The following is a 24793-nucleotide window of genomic DNA, read 5'->3' on the forward strand; positions in this document are numbered from 1 at the left end:
CCGGCCGGGGGCGCAGAGTGCGGCCAACGAAAAGCGAAAAGCCAGCCTCCGATGCCGCTTCCCCATATCGCCCTTGCCGTCCTGATCGCCGCGATCTGGGGTTTCAACTTCGTCGTCATCCGCATCGGGCTGGATGCCTTTCCGCCCTTCCTGTTCAACGGCCTGCGCTTTGCCGTCGCGGCCCTGCCCTTCCTGCTGCTCTTCCGCCATCCCGGCGTGCCATGGCGCTGGGTGATCGGCACCGGGCTGGTGCTGGGCGTGGCGAAATTCAGCCTGCTGTTCCTCGGCATGGCCCATGGCATGCCGGCGGGCCTGGCATCGGTGGTGATGCAGGCCCAGGCCGTGTTCAGCGTCGCCTTCGCCGCGCTGCTGTTGAGCGAACGGCCCGGCACGGTTCAGTGGATCGGCCTTGGCATCGCCGCCGCAGGCCTGGCGGTGATCGGCAGCGATCTGGGCGTCGACACGCCGATGCTGGCGTTTCTGATGCTGATCGCAGCCGCCGCCTGCTGGGGCTTCGCCAATATCCTGACGCGCCGCGCGGCGGCGAAACAGCCGCTTGCCTTCATGGTCTGGGTCAGCGCGGTGCCACCGCTGCCGATGCTGGGATTGTCGTGGATCTTCGAAGGCGAAGCCGCGATCATGCAGGCCCTCGCCAGCCTGGATGCGAAAGGCGTGCTGGCCGTGCTCTATATCGGCCTGCTCTCCACCACGGCCTGCTTCGCCGCCTGGAGTTTCCTGCTGCGGCAATACAAGGCGTCATTGGTGGCGCCCTTCACCCTGCTGGTGCCGGTCTTCGGCCTGGCCAGCGCGGCTGTGGTGCTGGATGAAATGCCGTCGGCCTTCGAACTGGCCGGCTCGGCGCTGATCCTGCTCGGTCTGATGGTGAATGCCGGATTGCTGACGCGCTGGATGCGCCGCCCGGCCGCCGCCTGAAAAGGCCTGGAACTTTTAAGGCTTCATCGTCCTACAGCTTCATCGCCAGATCGCGAATCGCATCGCGACAGGCATCGGCCGTGCGCTCCAGATAGGACCGTGCCTCGGGACGAAGGTCATCCTGCTGCAGTTGTTCGTTGATCGACGCGAGAATAGCGCGCAGGTGCCGTATACGACCCGGCATATCCTTCTCCCCCTCAGGCGAATCAGTCATCACCCGACGGAGAGTGCCGTCTGCATGGTTAACAAAACCTGAGAGGACCGGGCCTGGATTGCCTGCGATCGGATCGCCGTGATCAGGCCGCCACGCCCTGCTGCGCTTCGCCGGCGAACTGGCGGATGCTGTCGAGCATGTGCCGCGGCACGGGATCGTGCCCCTTGAGGATCAGCACAAGGGCGGCGCGGGTGACGCCGAGCTTGGCGGCGTAATCCTCGAAGCTGATGCCATTGCGACGGCAGGCATCCAGCACCAGCGGCTGGACATCGCGGGCGAAGAACTGCTTCGCGCCATAGCCTCGGGTTTCAAGCGTGATCTGACCATGGGAAATCGGATTCGGGCGGTACACGGTTTGCCTCCTTGCAGTTCCGTCTGGCCGCAGCGGGGCCGGCGGGGTTGCGCCGGTACACAAAAATTTGGCCATCGGCGCGACGGATTCAAGAGGAAATTCTGCCGCAGACCATCTGCCGCAACCCGGTGACGCGACGATTGGCGCGACAGGGCGGCGCGATAAGCCCGTGACGACTTTTCGAGGGATGCGTTCTAAACGCTGAGGTCGGCGTTGCGGCCCATGCCGCGCGGGCGGCTGCGGTCGGTCTTGGCCTCGGTGGCGGCAGCGTTGTTGTCGCTGTTCTTGCCCTTCTGGCCCTTGGCGCGGTCGGAGCCGCCGGTGTTGCCGGAAGCCGTCGCCGCCATGCGCGTATCGGCCCGCACCGGCACGGCCGTCACCGCCGCAGCCGCCTGGGCTGCGTTGGGGGCCTGGTTCTGCTGGGCCAGGCCATGGGCAGCCGAGGGCGCCTGGGTCTGGGGCAGAGCCGTGATCGGTGGAACCAAAAAGCTCATGTTTTACATGTATGATGGGGTATAACGCTTGACAAGTAGATTATGTCCGAAAGTGGTTAATACCGAATCAATCCACAGCTTAAACGCGAAGGCAGGCGCCGCTGACCCAGTCCAAGACGAATAAATCAGGAAAAACAGCCAAAAAACCCGGCCTTCTGGCCCGTCTGTTCGGCGGCGAGACCCCGGCTAAGCCGACCCCGCCGCGCCAGTATACCGGCCCGGCCAAGGATCCGCGGGCCGTGCTGGCCCAGCAGATCAAGGCCATTCGCGCACGGCTGAACCCGCAGCTGCTGAAAATCGCCGAGAAGCTGGCCCGGAAGGGACCGCCGGTGACCGACCAGGAGCGGGCGACGCTGGCCATCGAGCTGTTCCTGGCGCAGAAGCGGGATGGCGGCGATTTCGCCGCCAAACTGAAGGCCAAACTCGAAGAGCAGAAACGCCGCAGCCACTAGGCCCGGTTTCAGTCCGGCCCAGGCTTAAATCCGAACCCGGCTTCAGTGCAGAATGGTGCGGGGCGGCTCGCCCTCGTCCTTTGACGGCGGCGCGGTTTCGGTGGCGGCCGGCGCGCCGGCCTGCACGGCATCGCCGCGCTTCAGGCGGTCATGCGCCCTGATCGAGAACGGGATCGAGCCGAGATAGGCCAGCTCGAGCGCCGCCAGCGTATACCATGGCTGGTTCAGCAGGCCCGCCACCAGCAGGCCGACGCCCAGCAGCACCAGGCCGACATATTCGCGCGGCACCCGCACGCGCTTGAAGGAATAGGTCGGCACGCGGGAAATCATCAACCCGCCGATGATCAGCAGCCACAGGGCGTTCAGTGCCGGCGACTGGAAGAAGTCGCTTTCCATTTCCAGGTTGATGATCAGGAACAGCAGCGCCAGGCCAGCGCCTGCCGGCGACGGAATGCCGGTGAAGAAGCTGCCGGTCCATTTCGGTTTTTCGGTATCGTCCAGCGCGGTGTTGAAGCGCGCCAGCCGCAAGGCGGTACAGACGCTGTAGGCCAGCACCACCAGCCAGCCGGTATTGCCGTTGCCGAGGTCGTGCAGGGTCCAGAAGTAGAGCACCATCGCCGGCGCGACGCCGAAGCTGAGGAAATCGGAGAGCGAATCCAGCTCGGCGCCGAAGCGCGAGGCGCCTTTCAGCAGCCGCGCCACGCGGCCATCCAGCATGTCGAACAGCGCCGCCACCGCGATCGCCACCACGGCGAACTTGAACTGGCCCAGCATGGCGAAGCGGATCGCCGTCAGCCCCGAACAGAGCGCGATGATGGTGAGGATATTGGGCGCCAGCGTGTTGAGCGGCAGGTTGCGCAGGCGCTGCGGCGGCTTGAGGTTCATCGGCATCGGATGTCTCCTTCGCGGGCGCCTGAGCCTAGACGGGCCGCTTTACCGCTGCGTTAACGCGCCCGGCCATCCATCTGCGCCTCAGCGCACTTCGCCGCTGCGCGGCTGCTCGTTCGCGCCGTCCTCGGCGATCACCGTCTCGCCGGCGATCATGCGCTGGCCCACGCAGACCAGCGGTACCATGCCGTCATCGAGATAGACGTCGACGCGGCTGCCGAAGCGGATCAGGCCGAAGCGTTCGCCGGCGCGAAGCTGCTGGCCGTCCTGCACCTCGCAGAGGATGCGGCGGGCAACGAGGCCGGCGATCTGAACCACCGCGATCTCCTTGCCGGTCTTCAGCTTCAGACGCATCGACTGGCGCTCGTTGTCGGTGCTGGCCTTGTCCAGCGCCGCATTGAGGAACTTGCCCGGGCGATAGGCCAGTGCGGTGATCTCGCCATCTGCTGGCGCGCGGTTCACATGCACGTCGAACACGTTCATGAACACCGAGATGCGCTGGCGCGGATCGGAGCCCATGCCCAGCTCCTCCGGCGGGGCGGCGCGCTCGATCATCTGCACCACGCCATCGGCCGGCGAGATCAGCAGGCCGTCGCGCACCGGGGTGACGCGCGGCGGGTCGCGGAAGAAATAGGCGCACCAGCAGGTCAGGATCACACCCAGCCAGCCCAGCGGCTCGGCAATCCAGAACAGCACCAGCGTCACCACCGCGAAGATGGCGATGAACTTCCAGCCTTCGCGGTGAATCGGCACCAGAACGGAACGGATCGTGTCCATAGACGGCTTAACCCTTTGAAAAAAGCAGTGGCTGCAATGTAGCGATTGCCGCCCCCGTCTTAAAGGTCCGGCCGTCCCGATCCTGCGGAATTTCCCGGCCGGGCGGTTAAATGTCCGCAAAGACCTCCAGCAGGTTCCCATCAGGATCACGGAAGAACAGCGTCCGGTGCCCAAAAGGCTGGTCGGTAGGCGGTATGAGCAACGGGATGCCTTGCCGCAGCAGTTCGTCGGCGCATTGGTCGACCTCTGCCGGCGCGACCTTGAAGGCAAGCTGCAAGGCCGCGCTGCCCTGCGGGGTGGGAGCATCTTTCGCCGTCAGGCCCGGCAGCGCCAGCGCCAGCGTGTTGGGCCCGATGCGATATTCGATCCAGCGCGGCGAAAGTTCCCGGATCAGCGGAAAGCCCAGGACCTGTTCATAGAAGTGGCGCATGGCCGCCATGTCGCGGACGAAAACCACCGTATAGTCGATGGCGCGGATGGACCGAAAGGCGGATGAAGCATTGCGGGAGGGGACGTTCACGGCGGCGGCCTCGTCAGTATGGTGCGTTCATCCTGCATGCTGCCGCGTGGCTTGTCCGGTTCTAATTCTGAAGCACCGGATTGGCCCGCAGGCGGTCGGCGGCGAAGTCGAGGAAAGCACGCAGCTTGGCATTGGTGCGGCGGCCTTCGGCATGCAGCAGATGCACCGGGATCGGCGGGCGTTCATGCTCGGCCAGCAGAACCTTCAGTTTTCCGGCCTGAACTTCAGGCGCCACCATGTAGGAGAGCACCCGGGTGATGCCGCGTCCGGCCACGGCGGCAGCGATCACGGCCTCGGCCGAATTGACGAAAAAGCGCGCCGGCGGCTCGATCACCTCGTCGCGGAAATGCCAGCCCTCGGCCACCACTGGCGGCGCGAACAGCAGGCAGGTGTGATCCATCAGGTCGCGCGGCTTCACCGGCGCGCCGTGGCGGGCGATGTAGTCGGGCGAGGCCACCACCACGGGCCGTACATGGCCGACGCGTACAGCGCTTAAACTCGAATCCTGCAGATGCGCGATGCGCACCGCCAGGTCGAAGCCTTCCTCGATCAGGTTGGTGACGCGGTCGAGCAGCAGCAGCCGCGCCGAAACATCGGGATAGCGGTCGAGGAAATCCAGCACCACAGGGGCCACATGCCGGCGGCCGAACATCAGCGAGGCCGTGATGCTGAGCTGGCCGCGCGGCGCGCCATGCAGGCCGGCGGCCGAGGCCTCGGCTTCGTCGAGGTCGGCCAGGATGCGGCGGGCATCGGCGAGGAAGCGTTCGCCCGCCTCGGTCAGGCGCACATGACGGGTGGAGCGCTGGAACAGGCTCGTGCCCAGCCGGTCTTCCAGCAGGGCGACGGCCCGGGTGACCGAGGGTGGCGACAGATTCAGCCGCCGGGCGGCCCCGGCAAAGCCGGCTTCCTCGGCGGCGGCGATGAAAACCCGCATGGCTTCCAGGCGGTCCATGATTATTTCATAAACTGAAATACTGATTTGTAAAATAGGCCAATTCACTGCGCCTGCAGAAACATCATATTCAGGGCCACCTTATTCATCCTGCTGAGGACAAGGCCCATGCCCACCGCCCCCGCCCGCCCGATCCGGCTCTATGGCTTTCCGCTGTCGGGCCATGCCCATCGCGCCCGGCTGTTCTTGTCCCTCCTCGGCCTGCCGGTCGAGCTCGTCGACGTCGACCTGCGCAGCGGCGCGCAGAAGCAGCCCGACTTCCTGCGTCTAAATGCCTTCGGCCAGGTGCCGGTAATCGATGACGATGGCGTCGTGGTGGCCGACAGCAACGCCATCCTGGTCTATCTGGCCAGCAAGTATGACGCGAGCGGCCGCTGGCTGCCGCGCGACCCGGTTCTGGCCGCCGAGGCGCAGCGCTGGCTGTCGGTGGCCGCCGGGCCACTGGCCATGGGCCCGGCGCTGGCGCGCATCATCGCCCTGTTCAAGGCACCCTTCGATCATGAACGCGCCAAGGCAACGGCGGTGGCGCTGCTCGGCATCATGGACGCGCATCTGGCCACGCGCGATTTCTTCGTCGGCAATGGGCCGACGATTGCCGACATCGCGCTCTATTCCTACACGGCGCATGCGCCCGAGGGCGGCGTGGCGCTGGAGCCTTACGCACATATCCGCGCCTGGCTGCAGCGCATCGAGGCCCTGCCCGGCTTCGTGCCGATGATCAAAAGTCCTGTGCCGCAGGCGGCGGAGTAGATCGTCATGGGCCGCTTCCATGCCGGCGAACGGGCTCTGCAGGCGCGGCTGCATCCCGACCTGCCCGCGCGTATGCAGCAATCGGCCGGGCCGGCGATCCGCGATTTCATGCCCGACCAGCATCGCGAGTTCTTTGCCATGCTGCCCACCCTGTTCGTCGGCAGCGTGGACGGGCAGGGCCGCCCCTGGGCCTCGGTGCTGAGCGGCCGGCCGGGTTTCGTGTTGTCGCCCGATCCGCGGATTCTGCATGTGGCGGCAAAGCCCATCGCCGGCGATCCGCTGCAGGATCATCTGCGCCTGGGCGCGCAGCTCGGCCTGCTTGGCCTGCAGCCCGAGACGCGGCGGCGCAACCGCATGAACGGTCATGTCGCGACGCTGGACGATAGCGGCTTCACGGTGGAAGTCGAACAGAGCTTCGGCAACTGCCCGCAATACATCCAGGCGCGCGCGCCGCGCTTTGCCGCCGCGGCACAGACCCCGCCGGTGCGGCCGGAAACCGCGCGGCTCTCGCCGCGCGCTGCTGCCCTGCTGCGCCAGGCCGACACTTTGTTCATCGCCACTTCGGCCGATGGCGAGGGCGTGGACATGTCCCATCGCGGCGGCCGGCCGGGCTTCCTGCGCGTGGAAGAGATTGATGGCGCCACGCGGATCACCCTGCCCGATTTCCGCGGCAACAAGTTCTTCAACACGCTCGGCAACATCGCGCTCAACCCGCGCGCCGGGCTGCTGGTGATGGATTATGCCACCGGCGACCTGCTGCAGCTCACGACGCATGCCGAGATCATCTGGGACGGACCCGAGGTGAACGGCTTTGCCGGCGCCGAACGCCTGCTGCGCCTGGGCGTCGAGGCCGGCCACATCATCGAGGGCGGCCTGCCCCTGCGCTGGAGCGAACCGCAATACGCGCCGCAACTGGCCGGCACGGGAAACTGGAATTGACAGCCCGAGACCAATCGGGCGTCAGGCCGCCGCGTCGCTGAGAATCTGCTGCGCGACATTGTCGACAACGACCGGGCTCTCGAAATAGGCCACGGTCGGATCGGTGTCGTATTTCTCGCGCACGAAGGCGCGCCAGGCATCGGTGTACATCGCCTCGGCCTCGCGGCGCGAATTCCAGAAATAGACGCCACCCACGGTTCGGCCGTCCTCCGACAGCAGGTAGGTCTTGCGCAGCAGGCCCGGTACGCCGCGATACTTCGGCGCGGTGCTCAGGAAGATGCTGCGCGCTTCTTCGCGCGTGACCGGCTTGGGCAGGATGAAGGTCGTCAGGGTGGTGATCATGGGCATCTCCGTCATGCGTGGCGCGCCTTTGCATGGAAATCAGCCGCGAATAGCGCTAGGTTTTTGACATTGTGTCTAGAAATCACTTTTTTGACATAGTGTCAAATACTTTTCGCCGCCGCAAAGGAGAAAAAGGTGAGACCGCGCGAATTTGACGAAGACGACCTCCTGCGCATCGCCTTCGATCAATTCTGGCGCAAGGGGATAAGGGGAACCTCGTTGTCCGACATCGCGCGCGATACCGGCATCCAGCGCGGCAGCCTCTATAATGCTTTCGGCAGCAAGGAGGCGCTGTTTCTCCGCGCCTATGAACGCTATTCCGGTGACTACCTCAACGCCGTTCGCAAGGCGCTCGGCTCAGGGAGTGTGCGGAAACGCCTGACGGCGTTTTTCGACATGACGATAACGAATTTCCGGTCCGGTTCGCCGCCGCGCGGCTGCCCCACCACACGCGGATTGATGGAACTGGCATCCGAGCAGGACGGTGAACTGGACGACAAGGCGCGGCAGGCATTCGCAGATCTGATTACCCGCATCACCGGCCTGCTCCGCGACGCCCTGTCCCAGGGTGCCGAGCACGGCGAATTCGATGGCGACCCAGAAGCCGCCGCTTTGCACATCATGACCGTGACCCGTGGCCTGGCTGTGCTGGAGCGGGCCTTCGGCGACGAGGCCCGGCTGCGCGGAATCGCAGCCCATACGGTGGATCTCCTGCTTGGCGGGCCATCGCCCGAACAAGCCCGACGATCGCGCGCGCGCTAATCTCCCGCCGCCGAGAGCACGCCGACGCTGTCCTCGTTCTCGGCGGCACGCGCTTCCTGCTGCTTGTGCCACAGCGCGGCATAAAGCCCGCCGGCCTGCAGCAGGGTGTGGTGGCGGCCGCGTTCGGCGATGCGGCCCTGATCCAGCACGATGATCTCGTCGGCATCCACCACGGTGGACAGGCGATGGGCGATCACCAGCGTGGTGCAGCCTTCCGCGGCGCGGGCCAGGGCCGCCTGGATTTCGCGTTCGGTATGGGTGTCGAGCGCCGAGGTGGCCTCGTCGAACACCATGATCTTGGGCTGCTTCAGCAAGGCGCGGGCAATCGCCACGCGCTGCTTCTCGCCACCCGACAGTTTCAGGCCGCGTTCGCCCACCATGGTGGCCATGCCATCGGGCAGGCGCGCGATCAGGCCATCGAGCTGCGCCAGCCGCGCTGCTTCCTGCACCTCGGTATCCGTTGCCTCCACGCGGCCGTAGCGGATGTTGTAAAGAATCGTGTCGTTGAACAGCACGGTATCCTGCGGCACGATGCCGATGGCGCGCCGCAGGCTGGTCTGGCTGACCTCGCGGATATCCTGGCCGTCGATGCGGATATTGCCGTCCGACACATCGTAGAAACGGTAGAGCAGGCGCGAGAGCGTCGACTTGCCGGCGCCCGAGGCGCCCACCACCGCCACCTTGGCGCCGGACGGGATGCGGAAGCTCACGCCGGCCAGGATTTCACGGCGCGGATCGTAGGCGAAGCGAACATTGTCAAATTCGACCTCGCCACGCGACACGTTCAGCGCCGGCGCGCCGGCCTTGTCCTGCACCTCCTGCGGTACATCGAGCAGCTTGAACATCGCCTCCATGTCGATCAGGCCCTGCTTGATCTCGCGATAGGCGAAACCGAGGAAATTCAGCGGCAGGTAAAGCTGGATCAGGTAGGCGTTGACCATGACGATGTCGCCCAGCGTCATGGTGCCGTCGCGCACGCCCAGCACGGCCAGGCTCATCACGCCGATCAGGCCGATGGCGATGATCGCGCCCTGGCCCAGATTGAGCAGAGCCAGCGAGGTCTGGCTTTTCACGGCGGCACGTTCGTAGCGGCTGAGGGCCTCGTCGAAGCGGCGGGCCTCGTGCGCCTCGTTGGTGAAGTATTTCACCGTCTCATAATTGAGCAGGCTGTCGATCGCGCGGGTATTGGCGCGCTGGTCCTCGTCGTTCATCTGGCGCCGGTATTTGGTGCGCCATTCGGTGATGCTGAGGGTATAGAAGATGTAGCCGGCGATGGTGCCGACCGTGATCAGCGCGAAGCTCCAGCCATAGAGCCACCACAGGATGCCGCCGACCAGCGCGATCTCGACGATGGTGGGCAGGATGTTGAAGGTCATGAACTGCAGCACGAACTGGATGCCCTTGGTGCCGCGTTCGATCACCCGGCTCAAACCGCCCGTCTGCCGCTCGAGATGGAAACGCAGGGACAGCGCATGCAGGTGGTTGAAGGTCTGCAACGCCAGGTCGCGGATCGCCGCCTGGGCCACCTTGGCAAACACCGCGTCGCGCAGCTCGCCAAACCCCTGGGCCGCCATGCGCGCCACGCCATAGGCGAGCACCATGCCGAGCACCGCACCAATCGCCAGCTGGTTCGCCGAGACACCGGAATTCAGCAGGTCGACCGCGCGCTTGAAGAAATATGGCACTGCAACATTGACCAGCTTGGCCAGCACCAGGAACAGCAGCGCGATCACCACGCGCCGTCGCAGGTCGGGCCGGCTGGCCGGCCAGAGTCGCGGAATCAGCAAGCCGGGTAGTGTTTTTTTCAAGTCGGTCATGATGGGCGAAGGGCTGGAGCTTGGGTTAGGCTGGCGATGCTTGATCGGGGTGTGTACGGAGCGTATCGTTTGCTCCCCCAACAATCGACCCCGTTTTTTCCTTATTTCTGGCTAGGGAGCAGTCCGATGAAAGTGGTGAGCTTCGTCCGCAATGGCAAGAGCTCGTATGGCGTGGTTTCCGGCGACGGCATAGTCGATGTCGGCGCCAAACTCGGCAGCAAGTATGCCGATCTCGCCGCGGTTCTCAAAGCCGGCGCGCTGGCCGAGGTCGAATCGACTGCCAAAGGTGTGACGGCCGACATGAAACTGGACGGCACCACCCTGCTGCCGGTGATCCCCAACCCGGGCAAGATCATCTGCGTCGGCGTCAACTACGACGAACACCGCCGCGAGATGGGCCGCGAACCGCCGGGCCATCCCACCATCTTCGTGCGTTTCCCCGAAAGCCAGGTGGCCCATGGCCAGCCGGTGCTGAAGCCGGCCGAATCCGACCGGCTGGATTATGAAGGCGAGCTGGCCGTGATCATCGGCAAGCCGGGCTTCAAGGTTTCGGAAGACAACGCCTATTCCATCATCGCCGGCTATTCCTGCTACATGGATGGCTCGGTGCGCGACTGGCAGACCCATACCAGCCAGTTCACCCCGGGCAAGAACTTCCCCGCCACCGGCGGCTTCGGCCCCTGGATGGTGACCGCCGACGAGATCCCCGATCCCCAGGACCTGATGCTGGAAACCCGCCTGAACGGCCAGACCGTTCAGAAATCGGGCACCGACCTGATGACCTTCAACATCCGCAAGATCATCAAGTATGTCACCACCTGGGTCGAACTGAAGCCCGGCGACGTGATCGCCACCGGCACCCCCGGCGGTGTCGGCACCAAGCGCAACCCGCCGCTCTACATGAAGGACGGCGACGTGGTGGAGGTCGAGATCAGCAAGGTCGGCCTGCTGCGCAACCCGGTGAAGAACGCGTAAGCGGTACTGAATTCCGGTTTCAAACGGCGCCCTTCGCGGCGCCGTTTCTTTTTCAATTCTTCCCCACCGCCTCGGCCACGCTCTTGAAGCCGTCACGCTTCAGCAGGGCGGCAAGCTCGCTCTTGATGCGGCCGACCAGGCCCGGGCCTTCATAGAGCATGGCGGAATAAAGCTGCACGGCCGAGGCGCCGGCGCGGATGCGGGCATAGGCATCCGCGCCCGAGGCGATGCCGCCCACACCGATCAGCGGCATGCGGCTGCCGATCCTGCCATGAAGCTGTTTCAGCACGGCCTGTGCGCGCTCGCGCAACGGGACGCCCGACAGGCCGCCGCTCTCGGCCTTGTACCGGCTGCGCAGCGTATCGGGCCGCGCAATGGTGGTGTTGGTGGCGACGATGCCATCCAGCCCATATTGCAGCGCGAGGTCGGCCACCGCATCGATGTCGTCTTCCGCCAGGTCGGGTGCGATCTTGACCAGCAGTGGCGTCTTGTATTGTGCATGCAGGGGCTGCAGCCGGGCGAGCAGCGCAGCCAGTTCCTCGCGGCCCTGCAGGTTGCGCAGGCCCGGCGTGTTGGGCGAGGAGACATTGACCACGGCGAAGCCGCAGAGCGCGGCCAGCCGCGCATAGGAGATCGCGTAATCGCCGGGGCGATCGCCGGAATCCTTGTTGGCGCCGAGATTGACCCCGACCAGGCCCATGCGCCCGCGCCGCGCCTCCAGCCGCGATGCCACCACATCCAGCCCTTCATTGTTGAAGCCCATGCGGTTGATCACCGCGTGGTCTTCCTCCAGCCGGAACAGGCGCGGCTGCGGATTGCCCGGCTGCGGACGCGGCGTGACGCCACCGACCTCGACGAAGCCGAAGCCCAGGCGCAGCATGGCATCGGGTACCTCGGCATTCTTGTCGAAGCCGGCCGCCAGACCCACGGGATTGGAAAGGCGCCTGCCGAACAGGGTGGTGGCCAGCACCGGATCGTCAGCCTGGCGCGGCGGGATGACCAAACCGGTCTTGAGCAGGTCGAGGGTCATGCGGTGCGCACGCTCGGACTCCACATGCCGCACCAGCGGCCAGACCAGACAGCGATAGAGGTTCATGCGACGGGCTCCGGACGGGCGGGCGACGGGCTGATCGGCGCCGGGCTGGCTGGCAACGGGGCGCCGAGGGACAGCTTGGCGAGGGTATCGAATTCCAGCGCGGGATACCGCGTTTCACGCAGCAGGATGACATCTTGCAGCAGAAAACGCAGATCGAGCGGCAGCGCGGCGATCCGCGCGGCAAAATCGGGCGGCAAGGCTGAAGGCGCGGCATAGCGCGCCAGCGTGACATGAACGAGATCGTAGCGCGGCGCGCCGCCGGGCGGCGGCGGCAGGATGTCCGCCAGGCGCCGGCGCAGCGACCAGACCGCCTCAGCCGCTTCGCTGCGGTCATCGGCAACGGCGATGACGGCCGTGGGCGTGGCGCGCAGGGCGGCGAAGCGCAGCGTCACGGGTGGCTGTGCAGCGGCCCAGCCGCGCAGGGTCGCCTGAACTGCCGCCGCGTTCGCGGCCCAGTAGGCCTCCTTGTCGAAATCCTGCCGCACCGGCGCGACGGCATAGATCGAAAGATGCTGATGCGACGGCGGCACGAGGCGCAGGCCGCAGGGGTCGGCAATGGTGGCGATCTGCGCCAGCAGCGGCTGCAACGCCGCCTGCAGATCGGCCGGCGCCAGCGCGGCCACGCCGTAGGAGCACGCCGGCTGCTGCCAGAAGGGATCGAGGCTGAATCCGCCGCTCATGGTTCGAGGTCGGGAAAGACATGCCGGCCATCCGGACCGAGCGGCAGATTTTCGACGCGATGCACGGCCGCGACCGGCAGGTCGCCATAGAGATGGGGAAACAGATCGTCGTTGCGCGACCTTTCCCATTTCAGCGGGGCCGCAAGAGATTCCGCCCTCACATAGAGCAGCACCAGGGCGGGCAGGCCAGCGTAATGCTTCGCCGCCGTCTCGGCCACCTGGGCGGATGTCGAGAAATGGATGAAGCCGTCGCGGATGTCATGCGCGCTGCCAGTGAAACGGCCGGCGGCTTGCGCGGCCGCCCAGTCGGCGGCAGTGAGGATGCGGTAGATCGTGGTCATGGCGATGGCATAGCAGAAAGCCTGCCGGCCGGGGAGAGTTCCGCCGTCACTTCGCTCGCCCGGTCGTCTTTTCGAAGCTGCGCAACCCGGCCATGCCGAGCATGGCCAGCACCAGTTCGAACAGGCTGTCGATGCGGATATCCGGCGGCTGCACGCCCGGCGCCCAGAGTGCGGCGGCCCAGAGGAACAGCGGGTGGCCGAGATAGGCCCAGCCCACGCCGGCGGCGCAGATCCAGCCGACTGCCGGCCGCCAGCCGGCCACGAACACGCTGCGATGCGCCGCCTCGATCTTGTTCAGCTCGACCTGCAGGGCGCCCGGATTTTGCCGGAGCTTCTCCAGCACCGCTTCGGCCTGGGCGCGTTCGGCATCGGAAGTGAACAACTTGTCGAAGACATTGCCGATCGCCTCGATGGGCGAGGCGATATTGGCCACCAGCAGTTTGTCCAGCATGGCAGGGTTCCTTCAGGCGATGTCGTTGTAGAAGGCATGGCGGCCGATCACGGCGCAGGGCGTATGGCCCCGCGCCCAGCCCGGCGCGATATCGACGGTGTGATAATGCGTGGCACCGAAGGTGTAGTCGGGCAGCCCGCCGCTCAAGCCCTGATCGGCAACCTGCAGCGCGATCCTGAACTCTGCGTCGCGCTCGTCCACCCGCTCCAGCTTGGCGCGGTTGGGATCTTCAGCCAGCCAGCAGGAGAACTGCCAGGGCCGCAGGCAAACCTCGGCCACGCTGCGGCCCCACCAGCCGGGTTTGGCGGCACGGTTCAGGATCACGCTGGCCACCGCCATCATGCCTTCCCGCCCCTCGCTTCGCGCCTCGCCCCACACAGTGCGGGCCAGCGTGTCGCGGGTGAAGGCCTGGTCGCCGAAGGCGGCGGCGCGACGCGCGTGACCGGCCGGCAATCTGCGGGGGATCGTCATGGCGCTGCCTCCTTCATCATGCGGTGCGTGCCGGCAGGTCGAGCTTGGCCTCGATGCGCAGCAGGTGTTCGGTCAGGCGCGTCTCGACATCCTTCAGGTAGCCGATCGAGGCATAACGCTGGGCGACCTCAAGCTTGTAATCCGAAAGCGCGGCGCGCGTGGCGGTGATGGCGGCGCGATGCTCGGCCTGCAGCTGCGCGATCTGGTGTTCCGCGCGGTCGCGCTGGCGCTGGATCATCCAGAACAGGCCGGCCAACACCGGCAGCTCAACCGCGCTGAGCCACCAGGTCCAGTCGAGGGCAAGATTGGCCATGGCGTATTCCTTTCCGGTTCTTCAGACTTCGAAGTCGCTGGATGCGACATGGGTTTCGCCGCCCAGGCGCCAGCTCGGCCGATCCGGGCGCGAGGGCAAGAACCCGAGACGCACGGGTTCCGACAGCAGGCAGCCGGCCACGGCATCCAGGCCGTCGTCGCGGCCCAGGCTGGAGCGGCCCTGATGGCCCGGCCGCCATTCGCGCATCTCGGTGAAGAAAGGCGTCTGCGCCACGCTGTCATGGGCCTTGAGTGCGCCGGCAGCCAGCACGGTGTCGAAGGCTTCGAGAATGCGCACCGCCTTGGCCTTGCGGCTGGTGCATTCGATCACGCCGGTGCCGCAACCGGCCTCGGCCAGGGCCCGGCGCAGCAGGCCGGGCAGGAATTTACCCAGGCCATTCGTCTCCAACCGGATGGCCGGCAGATACAGTTCCTTGGCGAATTGCGCCGCCTGCCGGCAGAGCTGGCTGGCGGCGTCAGTGGGATCGCGCGGATCCTGCTGCAGCCAGCGGATGCGGTGCAGCCAGTAGCCGCCCTCGCCATCGGCGAACACGGCGGCGATCACGCTGCCATCGCCCTTGCGCGGGGAACCGTAGGATGGATCCCACCAGCAACTAGCCGAAACCATGCGCTTAGGGCCGATCTCGATGCGAAGCCGCTCGCCGCTCAGCACATCGACCTTCAACTCGTCGCCATAGCTGTCGATCAGGTCGGGATCCAGACGGCCGTCTTCGGCCGAGGTGGGGCGCAGCAGCATTTGCGCGGCAAAGCGTGCGGGGCCCGTGCGGCGGCGGATCAGATCCAGCCGCTCGCGCGGGAAACGCTCGGGCCAGCGGCTCTGGCCATGCTCGTCCAGCACCGGCAGCACCAGACGCTGGAAGCCGGCCAGGAAGGGCGCTTCCTCGCCGGTCTCGCGGCGCGGCTCAAGCGCGTAGATCGAATAATAGGAATGCGGCGTGCCGATATATAGCTGCGTGCCCTCGGGCACCAGCACGTAATCGATTTCGGCCAGCCGGGCGCGCAGTTCCTCGCGTTTGACCGGCGTGTCGCAGGTGGCCGGCACCTCCACGTCATCGCAGAGCACGATATCGGCGCGGCAGCCGGTGATGTTGCCGTTCAATCCGCGTGCCAACATCGAGGGATCGCGCCATTCCTTGGTCCGCCGCACGGTGAACTGGTCGGCGGCCCACTGATCGCGCTTGAGCGGGCGCAGCGAGACGGTGAGCGGATGGCGTTCTATGACGCGCTTGACGTTGCGCACCATCTTGCGTGCCAATGCCTGTTCGGCCGCCAGCACGAGGATGCGCAGGCTCGGGTCGCGCAGCAGCAGCCAGGCAGCGAAGAGCCCGACCAGGGTGGATTTGCCGGCATCGCGGAAGACCAGCAGCAGCAGTTCGCGCTTGCCTTCCACCCAGTTCTGCTCAAGCCAGGCGAGGATCTCGCGATGCAGATCGGGCATGCCAAGATGCTGGCGCTGGTTCCAGAAGCGTACGAACTCGACCAGCGAGACCTGGATGGCCACCTCGCGCGATACGCTGCGGATCGGCGTGACATCAATCACCGGCAACCTCGTCCAGGCGGGCCACCATGCGGCGATAGGTGTCGAGGTCCAGGTCGATGCCATCGGCGGCATCGGCGGCATCGACCTTGTCCAGCCCCAGCAGTTTGCGCAGCAGGGCGATATGGCCAAGCACGCTGCGCGCGGTGGCATGGCACTGGGCCATTGCTTTCTCGTTGCCGGGCAGCTCGGGTCGCACGGGCAGGGAATCGTAGACTTCGGTTACGGCCCGCAGCTTGCGCCAGGCCACGCTGCGGAAATCGTCCGCCGTGTCGTGACTCATCGTTCACTCCCAATGGATCAGCAGGCTGGCCAGCAACAACAAGGCCGCGGCCAGATCGGTCAACGATGGCGACGGTGTCATGGCGCCACCTCCAGGCGGATTGCGGCGCGGAAGGTGTCCGCGCGCGCGTTGCAGGTTTGCGCATCGCCGCCAACCGCGATGAAGCTGGCCGCCTGGCCGGCAGCGTCGAAACCATCCCGCGTGCGGCTGCAATCGGCGGCGCGCATGCGCCAGGGCAGGATGCCTTCGCCGGGCGGCGCATGATCGATCCAGAGCAGACGACTGCCCTTCGGGCCATGCACCAGATCGATTGCCATGGCCGGCGCCGGCCATGCCGGGTCGAAGGGCTCGCCGAACAGCAGGCTGGCCAGCAGGCGACGATGGTAGGACGGGTCGAGCGCAGCCATCAGCCAGTCCCAGGTGGATGGCAGGCGCAGGTTGATGTCGGTGAGGTGGAAGCCGGAATCCGAGCGCATGCCCTGAACATGCAGGATGCCGGTGCCCCAGCCCGACGCCTGGCCGATCATTGCCGACAGGGACGGCAGGCGGTCGGCCAGGTCCGGTGCCGCCGCGGCATGATACAGGCCGCGCTGCCAGCGCCGGCCCGCCTGATCGGCTGCGGCTGGCTCGAACTGGCCCTCGCAGCGGCACAGTAGCGTGGCGCCGGCGGAATTCAGCAGCACCGCCGCCAGTTCGATGCGGTCGCTGTCGATGGCGGCCTGCAGCAGGTTCGGGCCGAGCGGACCGGACCGCTGCTGCTCGAGGAAAAAGGCCGCCGCCAGGTCTTGCGCCGTCAGCCAGTCGAGGAAATGCCGGGCGGACGGAAAGCGGCGATAGCCCCATGGCCGCGGCGACCAACTGCCTGACGACTGGCATGGTTTCACGATCAGCGGGCCGTCATACTGCCAGGCACGGAGATCGTCCGGCGCCAGCGGCACGAGCTGCGGCAATGGCGGCAGGCCCAGAAGCCGACCCAGCAGCGGCAGGCCCGTCGCCTTGTCGGCCAGCGCGGCGGCGAGGGCCGGCGAAAATGCGGCATGGCCGTTGTCTTCATTCAGCCGTGCAGCCGCATGCGCCATGGCGTCGCTGCAGGCCAGCGCGTATGCGCCCGGCCCGCGCGGCGCCATGGTCATGATTTGTTCCCGATCAGCGCTTTCCAAAACCTGCGCCGACAATCCAAGCGCCTTCGCGGCCGCGGCGAAATGGGCGGCCTTGTCGCGGCTTTCCCGGCTGGGCGCAACAAGCAGCAGCAGCGCGTCGATCATGCCGCCGCCTCCAGTTCGGCCGGATCGATCACCATCATGCACTCGGCCAGGCCATCGCGCCGCGCCGGCCCTTCGATTTCGATCAGCACCAGCCGCGTGAGCCAGTACAGCGCGCCGGCGAAGACCGCGAGATTGTGCCAGTAGCTGTTGTCGCAGGCCTGGCGCCACAGGCCATCCTCCAGGAAAAGGCAGGCGCCCTGGCAAAGCGGCAGCACCGGGCAGCGTGCACATTCCGCCCGCGTCGACCAGTGATGCGCGGTATCAAGGCGGATCTGGTCGATCGCCGTGACATGGCCGATGCGATGCTTCGTCTCTGCCGACATGTTCTGACAGGTAAGCGCATTGCCCTTCAGATCGACGGCCAGCTTGGATGGATCGTCCATGCCGCATTTCTGTCCCAGGCTCGCAGCCGGGCGCGCCTCGGCGATGTGGCGGAACAGCGTGCCGATCTTGTCGCGGATCGTGCTGACCGCCATCGCCTCGCCGCGCGCGATTTCCCAGAACAGGTTGCGCATATAGGCCCGGCCATCCGCATCCTTGCGCAGGGATAGGCGCATGCCGCCCTCATCATAGGGCAGCAGCACCTCTTCGGTGACCAGCGGCAGGCTGTCAGCCGGAACGCCGAGATGTTCCGCGATATGATGCCGCACGGCGGTCAGCGACATGTTGCTGCGATGCAGAACCGTGTTGAAGCTGATGCGGCCCTGCGGCGCCAGACGGTCATACAGGCGGCGCAGCATGGCCCGCTGGGAAACATTCGCGAGCGGATCCGGACCGCGGTATTTCATCGCCGGGCCATCATGACTGATGCCGATACCGAAATTCAGACGGTCCAGCCAATCGATTTTTTCTTCATCCAGCAGCGAGCCGTTGCTGACCAGGCCGAAGGATGCCTGCGGAAAGCGCTCGCGCAGGGCTTCGGCCAGTGGTTTGAGCGTTTTCCAGTAGGCAAAAGGCTCGCCGCCCCAGAATTCGATCCGCCGAGGCTCGCCGGCCAGCCATTGCGGCAGCAGATCGAGAAAAGCCGCAACATCGCGCGGATCGCCCTGCAGATCCTGCGGCTGGGCGGCCTGATTGCAGTACTGGCAGGCATAATTGCATTTCAGTCCCAGCTGAATCTTCAGCACGCGCGGCGCCGCGGCTTTGCCGGCGGGCGTCGACGGACTGACCGGAAAGGCCGCCGCGAAGCTGCCGGGCGGCTGGTGGTGAAGTCCCACCGGCCGCAGGTCGACGGCGCTGCCATCCTCCCAAAGCAGGCTGGCATCGGATGGTTGCCACAGCAGGGTGTGCCGCCGGCCTTGAGGGCCGGCCATACGGAGACGATAGCGCGCCGTCATGGTGACCTCAGACCACAGTGACAATTTTTTCGTCGACGCCGGGATAATAGCGCCAACCAATTTTTATCTTAATTCTATCACCTGGAAATAGGCCGAGGGCTCCCACACAGAAGAAGGCTTTTCCTAATTTGAGATTTAGTACTTGCTTCGAGAGATAACCGGCATCTACTTCGATATGCACTCGCATATTATTTTCTGCTAAATATTCATCATTACTTTCATCTATCAACGAAATTGAGAATTTCTCAATTTTCTCAGAAGAAATACTGTCGGGCCCAGAAATTCTTAAAGTAGGCCATGCCCAATGACCTCCTAATATCGTCTCATAATTATCGATCTGTATCCCATCAGGAGAAACAACTTTGGCGTTTACAAAATTATGCGCAATGCCGAATTTCGGATTAAATTTTGCATAAAGTATTGCACGAGAAAAATCATTGTCTGCGTATGGCATCATGCAAGTAAGGACAGTGCACTGCTGACGATCATAGTAAATGAATTTTTTGTGAGACCTTGCCTGCCAAGTTAACAATGTTCGATTTACGGGTGTTTCCAAATGACCGTCTGTACGGCATGGAATTATCCACTCCGCGCGTTCACTCAGCGCTCCTCGACCTATTAACGCATCATCCATCGTCATGGAAGTCTGGCTTATTTCCTGCACATAACTTCCAATTCCATCTTCACGAATTGGGTTGGACGCCCAGAATGCTCTAATTGATGAACGTGGAATCCAACTATCAGCAGGCGTGGACCTGCTAACGCAGAAAGGCTCCACTGGATTAGCTAGAAGTTCGGCGGCTAAATCTTCGGTTATTATTTTGTTTCGATTTAAGTATCCTCCCGATGGTCGGAAGGTACGTGCCGTAATAATACCATTATCAAAGATAACTTGCGTAACATATGGAATTGGCAAGTATGGATAAAGGAAATGCCTGTTCATATGATCCTCTTCATGCGCAATCACAATTGCAATTGCAGTTGCAATTACAGTTGCAGTTACAGTTCGAGTAGCAGTTGGTAGCGCCGCAGTTGCAGTTGCGCCAATCGCGGCGCTGCACGTCGAAGCCGACCTCGGTGCGCAGCAGGTAGTAGCTACCGTAAATGCGCTGATTGACCTGACTGACAGGCTGATTGGTGACGCTGGAGCCGCCGGCAAAGTCGTAGCCGGGATTGACGTAGCCAAGCCCAAGCCCCCAACTCCACCAATTTGCGTTGGGCATGCTCCAGAAGCTGTCGCTCTGGCAATTGCCGTTCGGCACGGTACCGGCACAATTTGCCACCTGCTGTTCAAGATAGACGACTTCGCGCGTGCGATGCAGGATCGCATCGCCGATATCCTGGCCACTGGCGAGCTGGAACCCGGTCTGCAGCGGCGATGTGCCGGCGCTTTTGATGCTTGGCGCCTGCAATGGCCCCGTCATGACATCACCGGCACGCGCCACTGAATCATCCGGCAGCGACTGCCAGCCAACATCACCATCGGTGGCCGAGACCTTGATCAGGATCTGCCCTGCCGAGCCGCCATAGGGCACGCCGATCCCCGGAGCGCCATCCTGCCCGGGAATGCCCTGAGGCCCGATTGGCCCGGCCGGACCGGTCTCGCCTTGCGGACCCTGCGCGCCCTGCGGCCCCGCCGGGCCGGTTTCTCCCTGCGGACCCTGCGGCCCGGCAAGGCCGCGAGCCACCAGAAGCGTCCAGTGCGTTGCGTCGGTGTCGGGAGATGCGGTGTTCGCGACATCGGCGATGCAAATATACGCGCTACCATCATGCTGCACGGCATCGTCGCGCTGATAGGATGCTGCCGCCTGCCATGCGCCGCGCCAGGTCAGTCCGCGCGGCCCCAGCGGACCGGTTTCGCCCGGTATACCCTGAAGACCCTGCGGGCCCATGGGACCTTGCAGGCCCTGCAGGCCCTGCGGGCCCTGCGGGCCGGTATCGCCACGGCCGAAATAAATGCCGCCCGACCAGTCTGCAGATACAGACGAGAGCTTGAAGAAAAGCTGGCCTGCATCGGCTGCCAGGTAGGCGAAACCCGCAGCCTGCGCATCATGCAGCCCGCGATCGGCAAATGGGCCGATGGCGTCCGGCGTGAAGGACTGGCCGGCCGGACCCTGAAGGCCCTGGATGCCGGGTGGTCCCTGCAAACCCTGCGGACCGGCCGGACCTTGCGGACCGGTAGCGCCCGGCGGCCCCGGATCGCCTTGAGGCCCGGGCGGTCCGCCGATGCCTTGCGGACCCTGGGCACCGGTATAGCCGCGCGGACCGACCGGACCGGGTTCGCCTTGCGGGCCGCGTGGGCCGACCGGCCCGGCCGGAATGTTGCCGCTGCCGAGCAGAACCGGTTGGCCATCGGCATCGAAGGCGAGAATCCGGTTGGCGCGATCGCCGGCGGCAATCTGCAGATCCTCGGCCGGGTCCAGATCCGCATGCGGCGGCAGCTTGATGCTGCGATCCGCCTTTTCATCGACCTGCTGGATCAGCCAGGTCAGCCGCTCGAATTCCGCATTCAGGGCGGCCGCGCGCAATACCCCGCCCTCGGAGAACCGCGCGCCGCTGCTGACCGGCAGAATGCGGGCCAGCGTGATCCGTTGGCCGGCGACCGGCATGTCATCGCCGAAATCGACATAACCTCCCCCGGCACCGTCATCGATCAACTCGACCGAAAAATCCGTATGTGCGGAATCGTCAACCCAGACATGGACCTCCTCGACGCCGCCGACGGCGAAGTCGAACCCGAACCGGTTCTGGCTGCCGGTAGCGATCAGTTGCACCCGTGGGGGCAGGCTTGATGCTGACATCTCGTGGCTCCGTTTATGGCTTGGTGATGATCTTCTTGAGCTGGTTGCCGCTTTCGATCAGCCCGGCGCCGGCCTTGGCGAACGATGCGAGCGTGCCAAAAGGGTCTGGCCCTGAGCTGCGGCTGAGCAGATTGAGCTGAATGCCCGACTGCAGGCTGCGGATCTGGCGGTCGATCTGGCTGTTGATGTCATCGCGCTCGCGTTCGCTCTGGGCCAAAAGATTGTCGAATACGGCATCGCCGGAACCATCGCCGCTGACCCCGCTGCCGGCGAAGGCGGCGCGCTGCGAGGCCATGCTGCGCGCCAGACGGTCGCGGCGGTCGCGCTCGGCTTTGGTGCGCTGTTCTTCCAGCGCGGCCATCTGGTCCTGCGCCTGCTGCATCTGGATGGCCTGGGCCTGGCGCTGGGCTTTCTGCTGCTGGCTGCTTTGAGCAATCGAACTGACCGCCCCCAGCGCCGTGCTGGCCGCCATCAGGAAAGTCTCGATACCGCTCATCAGTCAGCTCCCTTGATTTCAGTGATCGCGGATAGCAGCGTGCAAGGCAAAGGTGCGGCCTGCTCGATGCGCCACAGCGGCTGATCCGTGCCGCGCAGCCAGCCCAGGCCGCGGATTTCGATGTCGCCGCTGAACGCCGACAGCGGCGCGTCAAAACTGTCGCCGATGCGGCCAAAGGCCTGCGGCTGCAAACCGCGCCCCACGTCAACGCTGAACGCCTTGCTGGCATGCAGGCGGAAGATCGCCCGCACCAGACGGGCCGGGCCGCCCTGGCTCGTCACCGCGCCATTGCCCAGTTCCGGCGGCAGCGGCCGGATTTCATGGCTGTAGGGCAACCCGATCTCGACCGCTCGCGCCGCGCGAGCAAGCGTTATGGCGCCATCCTGAACAACCTGCCGCCCATGCGGCTGGCCGTCTGCAACCATAACCACCTCGCGGCCCTCCAGATGTTCGAGGCCATTCCATGTCCGCTTCGGAAGATCGCTGCTCTGCACAATATGAGCGTCGCAATATGTGTCGGGAACAAAGCGTTCGATGCGCATGTCGCCGCCGCGACGCACAGCCGCGTAGATCACATTGTCGACCACGGCGATGGCACGAAAACTGCCGTCGGTCTGGAAGACCGTCCAGGCCGCGACCTGCTGGGCGCGATACAGCGTCAGCGCGGCGATGTCTCCATTCGCCATGACCACCAGAAACAGGCGGTCGCGCTGCGCGTAGTCCTGATCAATGGGATCGACGAATACATGGCTGGACAGCAGCGCCAGATCGGCCGCCGTGTAGGATTGGTCGATATCGGTATAGATGAACTCGCGCAGCTCCTTGCCGGTCCGCGACAGGAACAGCGTGGCGCCATCGACATGCCGCGGCGGAACGGCGCGATCGGCAAAGGAGCCAACCCTGGTCTGCCGCTCGGCGCGCAGCTTGGTTGGCGTCAGCGGTTCGCCGGTCACCATCCATTCCGCCCCGGTGGTGAAGAGCTGCAGGTGCCGGCCCGCCACCACGGCCCGGATGGCATCGACCTGGTCGGTCAACAGGGCGAATTCGATGGCTTCATCGTCCAGGCCGGTGCCCTGATCGAAATTGTCGATATCAGATGTCTTCGACAGCCACACACGGTTGGGCAGATCGCGGGAACCGGCGAAGGCGAGGCGATCCTGATATATCGTCGTGCAGACCGGCCAGCCATGAATTCCGGAGAAGGCCGGCTCCTCCCAATCCGTTGTCGCAGAGGTATTCTCCAATGCCTGCAGCACGGTGGCCTGCGCCACTCTCGGGCTGGTGACGGAGTCAATGCGCACCGCCTTTTTCTTGATGCGGAACTGCAGGTTTATGTGTCCGGCCAGGAAGAAATCTTCCGACGCCGTGAGCGAGATCGTGCCGCCGGTGGCCGACGGAATGAGGGTCACGTCATTCTTGGCGAACTTGAATGTCGGCTCGTATCGCGCCGCGCTGCCATCCGCGGCCGCAAAGACAAAAGCCTCGATGCGCCAGTCGGTGTGGCTGCGCCGGGTGATGCGCTGCGGTGGCAGGTCGGGATGGCAGAGAAACAGGGTGTCGGCGCTTTGCGTCCAGCTCAGATTGGGCAGCATCGCTGCCGTCCAGGGCGCAGTGCCGGTGAAAACCGGGCTGCCGTCGCGGAAGACCCGCAGCGCGGCATCCGTCAACACCAGCAGATAGGCCTGTTCGGTGTTGAACATGAAGGCGATCAGCCGCACGGCGGCAACGCCCGCCAGCACGGCGATATGTTCCAGCCCCGGCCTGCGCGTCACGCCGCCGGTCGGTCGCAACAGCACGTTCCGCAGCCGGGCCGCCCCGTTGGTATAGCCCTGCAGATCGGACCGTCCCCACAGATCCGGGGCGATCTCGCCCGCCGTGAAGTTGTTCTTCGCTATGGTGAGTTTCGGCATCAGCCGCGGACCTCCACCAGGGTGAAATCCTCGATCCGGCCCGGCTCGTCCTGCTGGCTGTCGATGGTCTTGGCGCGGCGGAATTCCGCCTCGGCCAGTTGATGCAGCAGTTGCGCCCGGGTCGTGCTTTCGGTCAGCGGCAAACAGAATTCGGCCGCCAGGCGGGCAATCAGCGCCAGATCGAAGAAGGGCGGGAAACCGCTTTCATCGGGACGGCTGACATAGGTGAGCAGCACGGCATCGGCGTTGCACTCCAGGCGGCGGCCGGCGATGCGATAGACCAGGCCGCGGCCGCGGCCGGGCTGGCCGGCGGCCAGCGCCCGCAGGAAATCCGGCGGCAACTGGAAAGCATGGCGGTAATCGCCCGCCGGCTGCTGGTTCAGGCGCGGCAGATCCGCCTGCTGGGTGGCGAAACGCCAGGGATGTGCCGAAAGCAGGGCATCGCGCAGGCTGGTATAAAGATGCCGTGCGATGTCGGCCTCCACGGTGGCATCGTCGAAGCCGGTGATCGGCTTGGCCCCCAGCGTGATCAGCGCACGGCTGCATAGATCGGTGGCGGTCAGCGCCATGTCGAACTCCTGTAAGAAGGGGGCCCGTTGGGACGCCCCGATGCGGTACGAGGAGA

At 65.1% G+C, this 24793-nt stretch carries 30 protein-coding genes; 6 read left to right on the plus strand and 24 right to left on the minus strand.

What is annotated here, in order from left to right; all coding sequences use genetic code 11:
- Positions 1–51 precede the first annotated feature (51 nt).
- Entirely contained in the window at positions 52–933 is an 882-nt protein-coding gene (locus tag ACK4FK_RS04560) for an EamA family transporter (protein WP_409741734.1), read from the plus strand.
- Between the two features lie 31 nt (positions 934–964).
- Here the strand turns inward: ACK4FK_RS04560 and ACK4FK_RS04565 are convergent, their stop codons facing one another.
- The 3 genes from ACK4FK_RS04565 to ACK4FK_RS04575 all read right to left on the minus strand — a co-directional run bounded on the left by ACK4FK_RS04565 (position 965) and on the right by ACK4FK_RS04575 (position 1993).
- Positions 965–1117, minus strand: a complete 153-nt coding sequence (locus ACK4FK_RS04565; protein ID WP_409741736.1) for a hypothetical protein — start codon at positions 1115–1117, stop codon at positions 965–967.
- 112 nt (positions 1118–1229) lie between these two features.
- Positions 1230–1499, minus strand: coding sequence for a hypothetical protein (locus ACK4FK_RS04570; protein ID WP_409741739.1), 270 nt, complete (start codon positions 1497–1499; stop codon positions 1230–1232).
- A gap of 194 nt (positions 1500–1693) precedes the next feature.
- Positions 1694–1993 (minus strand): hypothetical protein, encoded by a 300-nt coding sequence (locus ACK4FK_RS04575; RefSeq protein ID WP_409741742.1) that lies wholly within the window; start codon positions 1991–1993, stop codon positions 1694–1696.
- A gap of 239 nt (positions 1994–2232) precedes the next feature.
- Between ACK4FK_RS04575 and ACK4FK_RS04580 the strand changes: the two genes are divergently transcribed.
- The gene (locus tag ACK4FK_RS04580; protein ID WP_409741745.1) at positions 2233–2445 is read left to right on the plus strand and encodes a hypothetical protein; all 213 of its coding nucleotides are present in this window, start codon (positions 2233–2235) and stop codon (positions 2443–2445) included.
- Positions 2446–2487: 42 nt separating this feature from the next.
- Here the strand turns inward: ACK4FK_RS04580 and pssA are convergent, their stop codons facing one another.
- The 4 genes from pssA to ACK4FK_RS04600 all read right to left on the minus strand — a co-directional run bounded on the left by pssA (position 2488) and on the right by ACK4FK_RS04600 (position 5582).
- Positions 2488–3336, minus strand: coding sequence for a CDP-diacylglycerol--serine O-phosphatidyltransferase (gene pssA, locus ACK4FK_RS04585; RefSeq protein WP_409741748.1), 849 nt, complete (start codon positions 3334–3336; stop codon positions 2488–2490).
- Positions 3337–3417: 81 nt separating this feature from the next.
- Positions 3418–4110, minus strand: a complete 693-nt coding sequence (locus tag ACK4FK_RS04590; RefSeq protein WP_409741751.1) for a phosphatidylserine decarboxylase — start codon at positions 4108–4110, stop codon at positions 3418–3420.
- Positions 4111–4216: 106 nt separating this feature from the next.
- Positions 4217–4630 carry a VOC family protein gene (locus ACK4FK_RS04595; protein ID WP_409741754.1) on the minus strand — a complete coding sequence of 138 codons (414 nt, stop codon included), beginning with the start codon at positions 4628–4630 and terminating at the stop codon, positions 4217–4219.
- A gap of 61 nt (positions 4631–4691) precedes the next feature.
- A complete protein-coding gene (locus ACK4FK_RS04600) occupies positions 4692–5582 on the minus strand; it encodes a LysR family transcriptional regulator (RefSeq protein ID WP_409741757.1) in 891 nt (296 codons plus the stop codon).
- Positions 5583–5690: 108 nt separating this feature from the next.
- Between ACK4FK_RS04600 and ACK4FK_RS04605 the strand changes: the two genes are divergently transcribed.
- Together ACK4FK_RS04605 and ACK4FK_RS04610 are read left to right on the plus strand one after the other, a co-directional pair.
- Positions 5691–6332 carry a glutathione S-transferase family protein gene (locus tag ACK4FK_RS04605; RefSeq protein ID WP_409741759.1) on the plus strand — a complete coding sequence of 214 codons (642 nt, stop codon included), beginning with the start codon at positions 5691–5693 and terminating at the stop codon, positions 6330–6332.
- 6 nt (positions 6333–6338) lie between these two features.
- Positions 6339–7271, plus strand: coding sequence for a pyridoxamine 5'-phosphate oxidase family protein (locus ACK4FK_RS04610; protein WP_409741762.1), 933 nt, complete (start codon positions 6339–6341; stop codon positions 7269–7271).
- A gap of 21 nt (positions 7272–7292) precedes the next feature.
- Here ACK4FK_RS04610 and ACK4FK_RS04615 read toward each other — a convergent pair whose 3' ends face one another.
- A complete protein-coding gene (locus ACK4FK_RS04615) occupies positions 7293–7613 on the minus strand; it encodes a hypothetical protein (RefSeq protein ID WP_409741765.1) in 321 nt (106 codons plus the stop codon).
- Between the two features lie 135 nt (positions 7614–7748).
- Between ACK4FK_RS04615 and ACK4FK_RS04620 the strand changes: the two genes are divergently transcribed.
- Positions 7749–8375, plus strand: coding sequence for a TetR/AcrR family transcriptional regulator (locus ACK4FK_RS04620; protein ID WP_409741768.1), 627 nt, complete (start codon positions 7749–7751; stop codon positions 8373–8375).
- Here ACK4FK_RS04620 and ACK4FK_RS04625 read toward each other — a convergent pair.
- A complete protein-coding gene (locus ACK4FK_RS04625) occupies positions 8372–10192 on the minus strand; it encodes an ABCB family ABC transporter ATP-binding protein/permease (RefSeq protein ID WP_409741770.1) in 1821 nt (606 codons plus the stop codon). The genes ACK4FK_RS04620 and ACK4FK_RS04625 overlap by 4 nt on opposite strands.
- 126 nt (positions 10193–10318) lie before the next feature.
- On the opposite strand from ACK4FK_RS04625, the gene ACK4FK_RS04630 reads away from it, so the two are divergent.
- Positions 10319–11167 (plus strand): fumarylacetoacetate hydrolase family protein, encoded by an 849-nt coding sequence (locus tag ACK4FK_RS04630; RefSeq protein ID WP_409741773.1) that lies wholly within the window; start codon positions 10319–10321, stop codon positions 11165–11167.
- Between the two features lie 52 nt (positions 11168–11219).
- Here ACK4FK_RS04630 and ACK4FK_RS04635 read toward each other — a convergent pair whose 3' ends face one another.
- The 15 genes from ACK4FK_RS04635 to ACK4FK_RS04705 all read right to left on the minus strand — a co-directional run bounded on the left by ACK4FK_RS04635 (position 11220) and on the right by ACK4FK_RS04705 (position 24737).
- A complete protein-coding gene (locus tag ACK4FK_RS04635) occupies positions 11220–12263 on the minus strand; it encodes a quinone-dependent dihydroorotate dehydrogenase (RefSeq protein WP_409741776.1) in 1044 nt (347 codons plus the stop codon).
- Positions 12260–12943 carry a hypothetical protein gene (locus ACK4FK_RS04640; RefSeq protein WP_409741779.1) on the minus strand — a complete coding sequence of 228 codons (684 nt, stop codon included), beginning with the start codon at positions 12941–12943 and terminating at the stop codon, positions 12260–12262. The genes ACK4FK_RS04635 and ACK4FK_RS04640 overlap by 4 nt, the downstream gene beginning before the upstream one ends.
- Positions 12940–13284 (minus strand): DUF952 domain-containing protein, encoded by a 345-nt coding sequence (locus ACK4FK_RS04645; RefSeq protein ID WP_409741782.1) that lies wholly within the window; start codon positions 13282–13284, stop codon positions 12940–12942. The genes ACK4FK_RS04640 and ACK4FK_RS04645 overlap by 4 nt, the downstream gene beginning before the upstream one ends.
- A gap of 46 nt (positions 13285–13330) precedes the next feature.
- Positions 13331–13735 (minus strand): 3TM-type holin, encoded by a 405-nt coding sequence (locus ACK4FK_RS04650; protein WP_409741784.1) that lies wholly within the window; start codon positions 13733–13735, stop codon positions 13331–13333.
- A gap of 12 nt (positions 13736–13747) precedes the next feature.
- Positions 13748–14206 (minus strand): cell wall hydrolase, encoded by a 459-nt coding sequence (locus tag ACK4FK_RS04655; protein WP_409741786.1) that lies wholly within the window; start codon positions 14204–14206, stop codon positions 13748–13750.
- Between the two features lie 16 nt (positions 14207–14222).
- Positions 14223–14519 carry a hypothetical protein gene (locus ACK4FK_RS04660; RefSeq protein WP_409741789.1) on the minus strand — a complete coding sequence of 99 codons (297 nt, stop codon included), beginning with the start codon at positions 14517–14519 and terminating at the stop codon, positions 14223–14225.
- A gap of 21 nt (positions 14520–14540) precedes the next feature.
- The gene (gene terL / locus ACK4FK_RS04665; RefSeq protein WP_409741792.1) at positions 14541–16079 is read right to left on the minus strand and encodes a phage terminase large subunit; all 1539 of its coding nucleotides are present in this window, start codon (positions 16077–16079) and stop codon (positions 14541–14543) included.
- A complete protein-coding gene (locus tag ACK4FK_RS04670) occupies positions 16072–16359 on the minus strand; it encodes a hypothetical protein (protein WP_409741794.1) in 288 nt (95 codons plus the stop codon). Before ACK4FK_RS04670 ends, terL begins: the two co-directional genes overlap by 8 nt.
- Positions 16360–16436: 77 nt before the next feature.
- A complete protein-coding gene (locus ACK4FK_RS04675) occupies positions 16437–17624 on the minus strand; it encodes a hypothetical protein (protein ID WP_409741797.1) in 1188 nt (395 codons plus the stop codon).
- Positions 17621–18961, minus strand: coding sequence for a radical SAM protein (locus ACK4FK_RS04680; RefSeq protein ID WP_409741800.1), 1341 nt, complete (start codon positions 18959–18961; stop codon positions 17621–17623). The genes ACK4FK_RS04675 and ACK4FK_RS04680 overlap by 4 nt, the downstream gene beginning before the upstream one ends.
- A 7-nt stretch (positions 18962–18968) precedes the next feature.
- Positions 18969–19904: a hypothetical protein gene (locus ACK4FK_RS04685; protein ID WP_409741803.1), complete on the minus strand. Its 936-nt coding sequence runs from the start codon at positions 19902–19904 to the stop codon at positions 18969–18971.
- Between the two features lie 10 nt (positions 19905–19914).
- Positions 19915–21762, minus strand: a complete 1848-nt coding sequence (locus ACK4FK_RS04690) for a hypothetical protein (RefSeq protein WP_409741806.1) — start codon at positions 21760–21762, stop codon at positions 19915–19917.
- Between the two features lie 13 nt (positions 21763–21775).
- On the minus strand, positions 21776–22258 hold the full coding sequence (locus tag ACK4FK_RS04695; protein WP_409741809.1) for a hypothetical protein: 483 nt from the start codon (positions 22256–22258) through the stop codon (positions 21776–21778).
- Positions 22258–24168: a hypothetical protein gene (locus ACK4FK_RS04700; protein ID WP_409741811.1), complete on the minus strand. Its 1911-nt coding sequence runs from the start codon at positions 24166–24168 to the stop codon at positions 22258–22260. The genes ACK4FK_RS04695 and ACK4FK_RS04700 overlap by 1 nt, the downstream gene beginning before the upstream one ends.
- Complete coding sequence (locus tag ACK4FK_RS04705; RefSeq protein WP_409741814.1) at positions 24168–24737, minus strand: hypothetical protein; 570 nt, start codon at positions 24735–24737, stop codon at positions 24168–24170. The genes ACK4FK_RS04700 and ACK4FK_RS04705 overlap by 1 nt, the downstream gene beginning before the upstream one ends.
- Between the last annotated feature and the right edge of the window lie 56 nt (positions 24738–24793).

The sequence above is a fragment of the Ferrovibrio sp. genome (assembly GCF_046297895.1).
Taxonomy (GTDB): domain Bacteria; phylum Pseudomonadota; class Alphaproteobacteria; order Ferrovibrionales; family Ferrovibrionaceae; genus Ferrovibrio.

Coding starts and splice junctions, on each gene's coding strand:
- ACK4FK_RS04700 (WP_409741811.1), bottom strand. CDS start 24,168: ATGCCGAAACTCACCATAGCGAAGAACAACTTCACGGCGGGCGAGATC.
- ACK4FK_RS04705 (WP_409741814.1), bottom strand. CDS start 24,737: ATGGCGCTGACCGCCACCGATCTATGCAGCCGTGCGCTGATCACGCTG.
- ACK4FK_RS04590 (WP_409741751.1), bottom strand. CDS start 4,110: ATGGACACGATCCGTTCCGTTCTGGTGCCGATTCACCGCGAAGGCTGG.
- ACK4FK_RS04635 (WP_409741776.1), bottom strand. CDS start 12,263: ATGAACCTCTATCGCTGTCTGGTCTGGCCGCTGGTGCGGCATGTGGAG.
- ACK4FK_RS04615 (WP_409741765.1), bottom strand. CDS start 7,613: ATGATCACCACCCTGACGACCTTCATCCTGCCCAAGCCGGTCACGCGC.
- ACK4FK_RS04660 (WP_409741789.1), bottom strand. CDS start 14,519: ATGGCCAATCTTGCCCTCGACTGGACCTGGTGGCTCAGCGCGGTTGAG.
- ACK4FK_RS04610 (WP_409741762.1), top strand. CDS start 6,339: ATGGGCCGCTTCCATGCCGGCGAACGGGCTCTGCAGGCGCGGCTGCAT.
- ACK4FK_RS04695 (WP_409741809.1), bottom strand. CDS start 22,258: ATGAGCGGTATCGAGACTTTCCTGATGGCGGCCAGCACGGCGCTGGGG.
- ACK4FK_RS04670 (WP_409741794.1), bottom strand. CDS start 16,359: ATGAGTCACGACACGGCGGACGATTTCCGCAGCGTGGCCTGGCGCAAG.
- ACK4FK_RS04625 (WP_409741770.1), bottom strand. CDS start 10,192: ATGACCGACTTGAAAAAAACACTACCCGGCTTGCTGATTCCGCGACTC.
- ACK4FK_RS04640 (WP_409741779.1), bottom strand. CDS start 12,943: ATGAGCGGCGGATTCAGCCTCGATCCCTTCTGGCAGCAGCCGGCGTGC.
- ACK4FK_RS04650 (WP_409741784.1), bottom strand. CDS start 13,735: ATGCTGGACAAACTGCTGGTGGCCAATATCGCCTCGCCCATCGAGGCG.
- ACK4FK_RS04690 (WP_409741806.1), bottom strand. CDS start 21,762: ATGTCAGCATCAAGCCTGCCCCCACGGGTGCAACTGATCGCTACCGGC.
- ACK4FK_RS04645 (WP_409741782.1), bottom strand. CDS start 13,284: ATGACCACGATCTACCGCATCCTCACTGCCGCCGACTGGGCGGCCGCG.
- pssA (WP_409741748.1), bottom strand. CDS start 3,336: ATGCCGATGAACCTCAAGCCGCCGCAGCGCCTGCGCAACCTGCCGCTC.
- ACK4FK_RS04655 (WP_409741786.1), bottom strand. CDS start 14,206: ATGACGATCCCCCGCAGATTGCCGGCCGGTCACGCGCGTCGCGCCGCC.
- ACK4FK_RS04675 (WP_409741797.1), bottom strand. CDS start 17,624: ATGATCGACGCGCTGCTGCTGCTTGTTGCGCCCAGCCGGGAAAGCCGC.
- ACK4FK_RS04630 (WP_409741773.1), top strand. CDS start 10,319: ATGAAAGTGGTGAGCTTCGTCCGCAATGGCAAGAGCTCGTATGGCGTG.
- ACK4FK_RS04605 (WP_409741759.1), top strand. CDS start 5,691: ATGCCCACCGCCCCCGCCCGCCCGATCCGGCTCTATGGCTTTCCGCTG.
- ACK4FK_RS04565 (WP_409741736.1), bottom strand. CDS start 1,117: ATGCCGGGTCGTATACGGCACCTGCGCGCTATTCTCGCGTCGATCAAC.
- ACK4FK_RS04560 (WP_409741734.1), top strand. CDS start 52: ATGCCGCTTCCCCATATCGCCCTTGCCGTCCTGATCGCCGCGATCTGG.
- ACK4FK_RS04600 (WP_409741757.1), bottom strand. CDS start 5,582: ATGGACCGCCTGGAAGCCATGCGGGTTTTCATCGCCGCCGCCGAGGAA.
- ACK4FK_RS04685 (WP_409741803.1), bottom strand. CDS start 19,904: ATGAACAGGCATTTCCTTTATCCATACTTGCCAATTCCATATGTTACG.
- ACK4FK_RS04575 (WP_409741742.1), bottom strand. CDS start 1,993: ATGAGCTTTTTGGTTCCACCGATCACGGCTCTGCCCCAGACCCAGGCG.
- ACK4FK_RS04680 (WP_409741800.1), bottom strand. CDS start 18,961: ATGACGGCGCGCTATCGTCTCCGTATGGCCGGCCCTCAAGGCCGGCGG.